An 8,633-nucleotide genomic window follows, 5' to 3' on the forward strand; every position below is an offset into this window, starting at 1 on the left:
GCAGAAACTAAAAACATTATCATCTGCGATTCATATTTCATGAGCAGCATGATAGTGAATTTTCAGCTGCCATAATGAGGTGCAATCATGAATGTAATTACAACATTTAAAGAGAAGCAGAGGGAGAAGCAGGTCAAATACGAGAGAAAAGTGCTGCGCGAGCTGTCCATCGATCAGCTGAAGAAAAGGGTCAGGCAGCAATTTGGCCATAACCGTCTGTTCAATCTTTCCTTTTCGGAAGTGCTGGAGGAAGGCTGCTATGACGTTGGGATTGAGGCTTACCTTCTCGGCGCGCATTTTAGCAAATTTGGGTATCACGGTGAGAGTGTGGATTCGGTCAGGCAGAGGTGTGAGCCGGAGGAAAAACATCTCATCGATACCTTATTCAACTTTTTCCTATACTGGGGCAAAGCGGAAGGGGATGACCATGTCAGCGAGTCCTTATACTATGAATGTGAGCAGTATGTAGATTCATGGTGGAGGGACGGCTTCATGAAAGGTCAGAAGATGTACAAAATGCGTCTGCATTGAATCGTGTGAGTTCTAAATGCCTCCCTTGTCCCATATTTTGATATATGAGGACTCGCGGGAGGTTTTTTTATGAAAAGAAAGTGGAAGTACAGCGGTATTGCCATAGGCATCACCGTACTATTTTTGATCATAACTTTCCAGGTGATCGATAAAGACTCCTGGAATCCATGGAATCTCCCGCTTTCAGGGAAAATTATCGTTATCGACCCCGGCCATGGAGGGGTGGATGCCGGTGCAAATAAGGGGCCGGTGCTTGAAAAGGAAATTGCCTTGAATGTGTCAAAGAAAATCAGGGATTACCTGCAGGAGCAGGGGGCCCTGGTCATCATGACCCGCGAAACAGACCGGGATCTTGCAGACAAGGATACGAAAGGAATACGGAACCGCAAGAGAGAGGACTTAAGGAACCGGGTGCAGCTGATCAATGAATCGGAAGCCGACCTGTATATCAGCCTGCATCTAAATGCATTCCCATCCTCCAAATGGAGCGGAGCCCAGACCTTTTATACCCTCCGATATGAAGATAATGAACGGGCCGCCAAGCTGATCCAGGAAGAGCTGAAGCGGAACCTGGAGAATACATCGCGAGAAGCGAAGCCTATTGGAACGGTCTATCTTATGAAGAAGGTGAAAAAGCCGGGTGCACTTGTGGAAGTCGGTTTCCTGTCAAATCCTGTAGAACGGGCCAATCTCCAGAGTGACATTTATCAGGAAAAGGTAGCAGCTTCTGTATATAAAGGCATTTCCCGCTTTTTCACCGAAGATGAGGCCGATTGACAACTGGCTGCTCATAGGCAACTGTTTTAGTGATTGGATTCCTTTATGTTATACTGATACTGGAAGCGAATTCACAAAGGCGGTGCGAAATTTGGTAACAGAACAACAAGTCAGAGACGTTCTAGGTGATCTGAAAGATCCCTTTCTAAATAAAACGCTCTTGGAATTAAACAGCATTCAGGAAGTGAAAGTAAAACCTGAAAAAAATCATGTTAGTGTAAAAATTTTGCTTGCAAAGACCGGGACAGCGGAGCAGATGAAGCTGCAGACTACGGTCGTCGACCTGTTGAAAAAAGCAGGTGCGGATTCAGTCGGCATCCGTTTCGGGGAAATGCCTGAAGAGGAACTGGCCAAGCACAGAAGCGCCATGCCGGATGAAAAGCCGGGTCTCCTTTCCCCACAGTCCGCTACGAAGTTCATCGCGATCGCAAGCGGAAAGGGCGGCGTCGGCAAGTCTACGGTATCCGTCAATCTCGCGGTATCGCTTGCCCGCCTCGGAAAACGGGTCGGCTTGATCGATGCGGATATTTACGGCTTTAGTGTTCCTGATATGATGGGAATCACAAGGCGTCCGGTCGTTCGCGGCAACCGGATCATTCCGGTTGAGCGGATGGGCGTCAAGGTTGTATCCATGGGCTTCTTCGTGGAAGATAACGCTCCGATCATTTGGAGGGGACCGATGCTTGGGAAGATGCTTAACAGCTTTTTCTCTGAAGTGGAATGGGGCGAGCTGGATTACCTCCTTCTCGACCTGCCTCCAGGAACCGGGGACGTTGCCCTGGATGTCCATTCGATGCTGCCATCCTGCAAGGAAATCATCGTAACCACGCCTCACCCGACAGCCGCTTTTGTAGCTGCACGTGCAGGGGCGATGGCCATCCGGACAGAGCATGAAGTCATCGGGGTCATTGAAAACATGGCTTATTTCCAAAGCAAGGTAAGCGGTGAAAAGGAATTTGTATTTGGGAAGGGCGGGGGAGAGAAGCTTGCTGATGAACTGAACACAGAAGTTCTTGGGCAGATTCCGCTGCAGCAGCCTGACTGGAATGACGAGGACTTCGCTCCTTCCATTTATGCTGAAGACCATCCGACCGGCGAAATCTACTCTGCCATCTCCAGGAGAGTAACAGAGATTCTTGGATAAAAAGAACAGGCTGTCCTGATGCTTGGGACAGCCTGTTTTTTTACTGAGAGCCGCCCTTGGTCTTCGAAGCGGGCATTTCCTCTGCAGCCTTCACAAGAATTTCCTGCATTTTAACCTTAAAGAGCGGACTTTCCATGGTTTCAAGCATGATTTTCTTGATCTCCGCCCGGTTTTTCTGGCTCTGCAGCACCTTAGCATACTCGGCCTGCAGCTGCGGATCCTGAAGGAGGCCAAGCACCTGCTGGCGGTAGGCTGGATCTTTCATTAAATCCTTCAGCAGTTTTTTATGCTCATCCTTCAAGCCCTGCGCATAGGCAGCAGCAAACTTCGGATCCTTCATGTTTTTCTCCCAGAAGGCTTTGCTTTTATCGGAAGTAAGATTTTTTTCAATGGTGTCAGAGACTATTTTATCATTCAATACAAACTGCTCCCGTATCTTTGGGTCACCAAGGACTTCCTGAAGGGCCTTCTTGCCATCTTCAGATTTTATTATGTCAACGACCATTTTCTTTGTTTCCTCATAATCCACCTTTTCCCCGGCCTCTGCCTGCTTTTGGCTGCAGCCGGCCATGGAGAGAACGAGAGAGATCAGAAGAAGCAAGGTCCCATATTTCATAAGGAAACCCCTTTCTAGTTGTCATATCTTTAATATTGATCTTTCGATAAAAAATATTCCTCCTTCCAATAGGTCCTAGATTTTTCTATCTCCGGTTGGTACAATCATGGAAGAGAGAAGACACAAATTTTTGGGGGAACAAAAAAATTGAATAGCCGCAACCTCGTTAGACTATTATCGACAACTTTGCTGCTTGGGGGAATTTCGGCTGGAATCGCCGGACTTGCTGCCCGATGGAATGAGCTTGCACCGCTTCTTAGCAGCGGTAACTATACAGAAGTTCTGATGACCCTGCTCGTCCTGATCGGCCTCGGCCTGCTCTTTAGCGTCATCAGCCAGATGGGCTTTTTTGCATATCTGACTGTCCACCGGTTCGGCATGGGCATCTTCGGCTCCGCCTGGAGCGGAGTCCAGGCTGTACTGACCGCCTTCCTGCTTTTTGACCTGGTGTACTTTGGCCCGGCATGGTTTGGCAGTGAAAGCGATAGGGGCGTATACGCTGTTTATGCACTCTTCCTGCTGGCAGCCGCCCTTTTGACAGCCTGGTATAAAGTGAAACTCACGAACATGAAGGCGTTCATTCCTTCCGTCTTTTTCATGACGGTCGTCACTGTCATCGAATGGGTCCCGGTCCTCCGGGTCAATGATAAAGAATGGATGTTATTCATGCTGATTCCGCTATTGATCTGCAATGCGTACCAGCTGCTGATCCTCGGTTCATTAAACACAAAGTCACAGCGTGAATTAGAAATGAAAAAGAATTAACCTTTGGGGGTTGATTCTTTTTTTATTGGGCTGGGGGACGGAGCCACGTCTTATCCTTATACGGGAGGTGAGCTCTTCCTGGATGATCCTTGTGAGGCATAAGCGGGCAGGCAGGCATGTGGGGTATCTTGGTGTATGAAGGGCTATTTGGTCTTAGAAGAATGAATTTAGACCTTATTAGCTGCGCTCGGAACCCAGATTTGTTCTAAAAGGATGATTAGAACCCTTTTGGCTGCTTTTAGAACTTATTTTGGTTCAAAAGGGAGGATTAGAACCATTTTGGCTCCGTTCAGAACTTATTTTAGTTCTAAAGGAATGATTAGAACCATTTTGGCTGGGATCGGAACTTATTTTGGTTCTAAAGGAATAATTAGAACGATTTTAGCTTTGTTCGGAGCACATTTTGGTTCTAAAGGAATGATTAGAACCGTTTTGGCTGTGTTCGGAACTTATTTTGGTTCTAAAGGAAGGATTAGAACGATTTTAGCTTTGTTCGGAGCGCATTTTGGTTCTAAAGGAAGGATTAGAACCGTTTTGGCTGGGGTTGGAACTTATTTTGGTTCTAAAGGAAGGATTAGAACGATTTTAGCTTTGTTCGGAGCGCATTTTGGTTCTAAAGGAAGGATTAGAACCGTTTTGGCTGGGCTCGGACCCTATTTTGGTTCTAAAGGGATAATTAAGACCATTTTGGCTGCGTCAGCCTAATTTGGTTCTTAGGAATGTGCTCCAGTCCTGAAAGGATGGCTTGATAGGAGAAATGCTTTGTCTCTTTATCATCAACTGGAGGTTATCTTCACCATGGCGCGAAATAGCCGGAAAGACACAGAGAAGTCCTTCACCGAATAAATGAAGGACCGACTGGAAGAATATTGCTTATCACCAAGGGTACCCGCCGCAGGAGGCAGGCATATAATCATTCAAACGGTTTTATTTAACCTCTTCACTCTTGGCGCTCGAGTTCGCAATCATTTCAGAAACGCTAACCATCTTTAGATTTTCTGATTGGACGGTATCAATGATGGAGGGTAGGGCGCGGGCAGTCTGCTTGGCAGAATCAGATGCGTGCAGCAAGACAATATCACCCTTTTGTACATCCTCGACATTTTCAGCTATCCGGCTCACTCCGGGATTGGTCCAATCTTTAGAGTCGATGCTCCAATGTACGACTGTATAACCATATCGTTCCGCCACTTTTAACAGTCTTTTATCAAAATGGCCGGTCGGCGCCCTCACTAACTCTATGTCTTTTACATTGAGCTTCCGAAATGCTTCCTGAGCCTTAGAAATGTCCCTGGCAATTTCCGTTTCCTCCATATTTGTATAATCTTTATAGCTGTAGCCAAGCATTCCGATCTCATAGCCTTGCTTCTGAATCCTTTCAACCAGTTCAGGATGCCTCTCAGCCCAGGATCCTGAGAGAAAGAAGGTAGCTGCAGTCACTTTTTCGCTCTTCAGGATATCAAGAATAGGAGCGGCCTCCACATCTCCCCAGCCTATATTGAAGGTTAGAGCAACGTCCTTTTCCCCTTTGTAGATGGCTTTTGGACCGCTCTCGGTGGAGAAGACGGTAAAATCAAATTCAGATTCAACATAAAAGAAAACAGCTGTAAAAAAAGCAACGATAAGGATTAACGTATACTGTTTGATTCTCCTGGCGCTTGCCGTGTAAAAGTACTGCATCCCAATCACCTCGTCCATAGCTCTTGTCTCAATCCTATGCTTGTCTTTGATAATTATGACTTTATTAGAGAAGGCTCACATAAAACCAGGTAATTCAGTGGAAAATAGGAAAAAACAAAGGGGTGTTCATGTGCTGGGGTTTTTAATCAACCATAAAGAGTCTCTCGAGCTGCAATATTTAATAAAAAGGGAGATGGACGAAATCCTTTTCGATCTGAGCGATTCACGGGTCGAACATATTGTTAAAAGATCGCTGGAAGAAAGATACCGGATCCTGTTTGATTTGTTTAAACGTCTTGCTTCCCCAAATGATTGCTTGTTATATACACGGACTGGAAAACAAAAAAGAAAAGGGAGTTCACAACGGTAAAAAAGTTATTGACGATGTGTAAATATGCTGGTATATTAAATAACGTTGCTGCAAGCCAGACAGCAGTACAGCGAAAAACTTAGAAAAAAGTGTTGACTTAGTAAATCAATTCATGGTATATTAAGTGAGTCGCTTACGGGCGACTGACCAATACTGACTAAAGATGTTCTTTGAAAACTGAACGAAACAAGACGCCAGTTACTTCCTATATGGAAGTAAACAAAAACAAGTTTTAAACTTTATGAGCTATATCGAACACTTTTCGGAGAGTTTGATCCTGGCTCAGGACGAACGCTGGCGGCGTGCCTAATACATGCAAGTCGAGCGGACGGATGGGAGCTTGCTCCCTGAAGTCAGCGGCGGACGGGTGAGTAACACGTGGGCAACCTGCCCTTGAGATCGGGATAACTTCGGGAAACCGGAGCTAATACCGGATAGGTCTTTCCCTCACATGAGGGAAAGAGGAAAGACGGTTTCGGCTGTCACTCAAGGATGGGCCCGCGGCGCATTAGCTAGTTGGTGGGGTAACGGCTCACCAAGGCCACGATGCGTAGCCGACCTGAGAGGGTGATCGGCCACACTGGGACTGAGACACGGCCCAGACTCCTACGGGAGGCAGCAGTAGGGAATCTTCCGCAATGGACGAAAGTCTGACGGAGCAACGCCGCGTGAGTGAAGAAGGTTTTCGGATCGTAAAACTCTGTTGTCAGGGAAGAACAAGTGCCATAGTAACTGATGGCACCTTGACGGTACCTGGCCAGAAAGCCACGGCTAACTACGTGCCAGCAGCCGCGGTAATACGTAGGTGGCAAGCGTTGTCCGGATTTATTGGGCGTAAAGCGCGCGCAGGCGGTCTTTTAAGTCTGATGTGAAAGCCCACGGCTCAACCGTGGAGGGTCATTGGAAACTGGGAGACTTGAGTGCAGAAGAGGAGAGTGGAATTCCACGTGTAGCGGTGAAATGCGTAGAGATGTGGAGGAACACCAGTGGCGAAGGCGACTCTCTGGTCTGTAACTGACGCTGAGGCGCGAAAGCGTGGGGAGCGAACAGGATTAGATACCCTGGTAGTCCACGCCGTAAACGATGAGTGCTAAGTGTTAGAGGGTTTCCGCCCTTTAGTGCTGCAGCTAACGCATTAAGCACTCCGCCTGGGGAGTACGGCCGCAAGGCTGAAACTCAAAGGAATTGACGGGGGCCCGCACAAGCGGTGGAGCATGTGGTTTAATTCGAAGCAACGCGAAGAACCTTACCAGGTCTTGACATCCTCTGCCACTCCTAGAGATAGGACGTTCCCCTTCGGGGGACAGAGTGACAGGTGGTGCATGGTTGTCGTCAGCTCGTGTCGTGAGATGTTGGGTTAAGTCCCGCAACGAGCGCAACCCTTGATCTTAGTTGCCAGCATTAAGTTGGGCACTCTAAGGTGACTGCCGGTGACAAACCGGAGGAAGGTGGGGATGACGTCAAATCATCATGCCCCTTATGACCTGGGCTACACACGTGCTACAATGGATGGTACAAAGGGCAGCAAAGCCGCGAGGCCGAGCGAATCCCATAAAGCCATTCTCAGTTCGGATTGCAGGCTGCAACTCGCCTGCATGAAGCCGGAATCGCTAGTAATCGCGGATCAGCATGCCGCGGTGAATACGTTCCCGGGCCTTGTACACACCGCCCGTCACACCACGAGAGTTTGTAACACCCGAAGTCGGTGGGGTAACCTTTATGGAGCCAGCCGCCTAAGGTGGGACAGATGATTGGGGTGAAGTCGTAACAAGGTAGCCGTATCGGAAGGTGCGGCTGGATCACCTCCTTTCTAAGGAAAAAGCGATCTTGTTTCGTTCAGTTTTGAGGGAGCATTCTCTCAAAAAAATAAATTAGAAGCGAGCTATTCGATAAGAAGAGCGAAGCTTATCGTTTATTTTATCGTTCTTTGAAAACTAGATAACAATATAAGGCAAAAATGATTTGCGTCATTTTACCGCATCGAGTAATAAACCGAGTTAAGTTTTATTGTTTTATTATAGGTCGATGATTCAAGACCTGACAGCCCTTCGGGCTTAGGGAAAGAACATCAGCCGAATTGGTTAAGTTAGAAAGGGCGCACGGTGAATGCCTTGGCACTAGGAGCCGATGAAGGACGGGACTAACACCGATATGCTTCGGGGAGCTGTAAGTAAGCTTTGATCCGGAGATTTCCGAATGGGGAAACCCACTGTTCGTAATGGAACAGTACCTTCACCTGAATTCATAGGGTGATGGAGGCAGACCCGGGGAACTGAAACATCTAAGTACCCGGAGGAACAGAAAGCAAATGCGATTTCCCAAGTAGCGGCGAGCGAAACGGAATGTAGCCCAAACCGAAAGGCTTGCCTTTCGGGGTTGTAGGACACTCTATACGGAGTTACAAAGGAACGGGGTAGACGAAGAGACATGGAAAGGTCCGTCGAAGAAGGTAACAACCCTGTAGTCGAAACTTCGTTCCCTCCAGAGTGGATCCTGAGTACGGCGGGACACGTGAAATCCCGTCGGAAGCAGGGAGGACCATCTCCCAAGGCTAAATACTACCTAGTGACCGATAGTGAACCAGTACCGTGAGGGAAAGGTGAAAAGCACCCCGGAAGGGGAGTGAAAGAGATCCTGAAACCGTGTGCCTACAAGTAGTCAGAGCCCTATGTCCCTTTTAGGGAAACGGGTGATGGCGTGCCTTTTGTAGAATGAACCGGCGAGTTACGATTTCATGCAAGGTTAAGTTG

The 8,633-nt window shown here is 47.7% G+C and carries 8 protein-coding genes and 2 rRNA genes (1 of these 10 running past the window's edge); 8 read left to right on the top strand and 2 right to left on the bottom strand.

The genetic code is table 11. The annotated features are described in order from the left end of the window. Positions 1-87: 87 nt before the first annotated feature. The 3 genes from V1498_RS00850 (at position 88) to V1498_RS00860 (ending at position 2,452) form a co-directional block, all read left to right on the top strand. Positions 88-531, top strand: a complete 444-nt coding sequence (locus V1498_RS00850; protein ID WP_409296479.1) for a YbaK family protein — start codon at positions 88-90, stop codon at positions 529-531. A 69-nt stretch (positions 532-600) separates the two neighbouring features. Next, positions 601-1,308: an N-acetylmuramoyl-L-alanine amidase CwlD gene (gene cwlD, locus V1498_RS00855; RefSeq protein WP_409296480.1), complete on the top strand. Its 708-nt coding sequence runs from the start codon at positions 601-603 to the stop codon at positions 1,306-1,308. 367 nt (positions 1,309-1,675) lie between these two features. Then, complete coding sequence (locus tag V1498_RS00860) at positions 1,676-2,452, top strand: P-loop NTPase (protein WP_409299077.1); 777 nt, start codon at positions 1,676-1,678, stop codon at positions 2,450-2,452. A gap of 40 nt (positions 2,453-2,492) precedes the next feature. On the opposite strand, the gene gerD is transcribed toward V1498_RS00860, so the two are convergent. Then, positions 2,493-3,068, bottom strand: a complete 576-nt coding sequence (gene gerD / locus V1498_RS00865) for a spore germination lipoprotein GerD (protein ID WP_409296481.1) — start codon at positions 3,066-3,068, stop codon at positions 2,493-2,495. 147 nt (positions 3,069-3,215) lie between these two features. Here gerD and V1498_RS00870 point away from each other — a divergent pair, with 147 nt between their 5' ends. Together V1498_RS00870 and V1498_RS00875 are read left to right on the top strand one after the other, a co-directional pair. Beyond that, complete coding sequence (locus V1498_RS00870) at positions 3,216-3,833, top strand: KinB-signaling pathway activation protein (RefSeq protein ID WP_409296482.1); 618 nt, start codon at positions 3,216-3,218, stop codon at positions 3,831-3,833. Between the two features lie 228 nt (positions 3,834-4,061). Continuing rightward, entirely contained in the window at positions 4,062-4,538 is a 477-nt protein-coding gene (locus V1498_RS00875) for a hypothetical protein (protein ID WP_409296483.1), read from the top strand. Positions 4,539-4,760: 222 nt separating this feature from the next. On the opposite strand, the gene pdaB is transcribed toward V1498_RS00875, so the two are convergent. Further along, positions 4,761-5,513 (bottom strand): polysaccharide deacetylase family sporulation protein PdaB, encoded by a 753-nt coding sequence (gene pdaB, locus V1498_RS00880; protein ID WP_409299079.1) that lies wholly within the window; start codon positions 5,511-5,513, stop codon positions 4,761-4,763. A 130-nt stretch (positions 5,514-5,643) separates the two neighbouring features. Here pdaB and V1498_RS00885 point away from each other — a divergent pair, with 130 nt between their 5' ends. The 3 genes from V1498_RS00885 to V1498_RS00895 all read left to right on the top strand — a co-directional run. Further along, positions 5,644-5,883, top strand: a complete 240-nt coding sequence (locus V1498_RS00885; protein ID WP_409296484.1) for a hypothetical protein — start codon at positions 5,644-5,646, stop codon at positions 5,881-5,883. Positions 5,884-6,142: 259 nt separating this feature from the next. Then, a 16S ribosomal RNA gene (locus tag V1498_RS00890) occupies positions 6,143-7,693 on the top strand. A gap of 269 nt (positions 7,694-7,962) precedes the next feature. Beyond that, a 23S ribosomal RNA gene (locus tag V1498_RS00895) occupies positions 7,963-8,633 on the top strand; it runs 2,279 nt beyond the window's last position. The 16S and 23S rRNA genes sit together here, the layout of an rRNA operon.

Source organism: Paraperibacillus marinus, assembly GCF_046237605.1.
Taxonomy (GTDB): domain Bacteria; phylum Bacillota; class Bacilli; order Bacillales; family DSM-1321; genus Paraperibacillus; species Paraperibacillus marinus.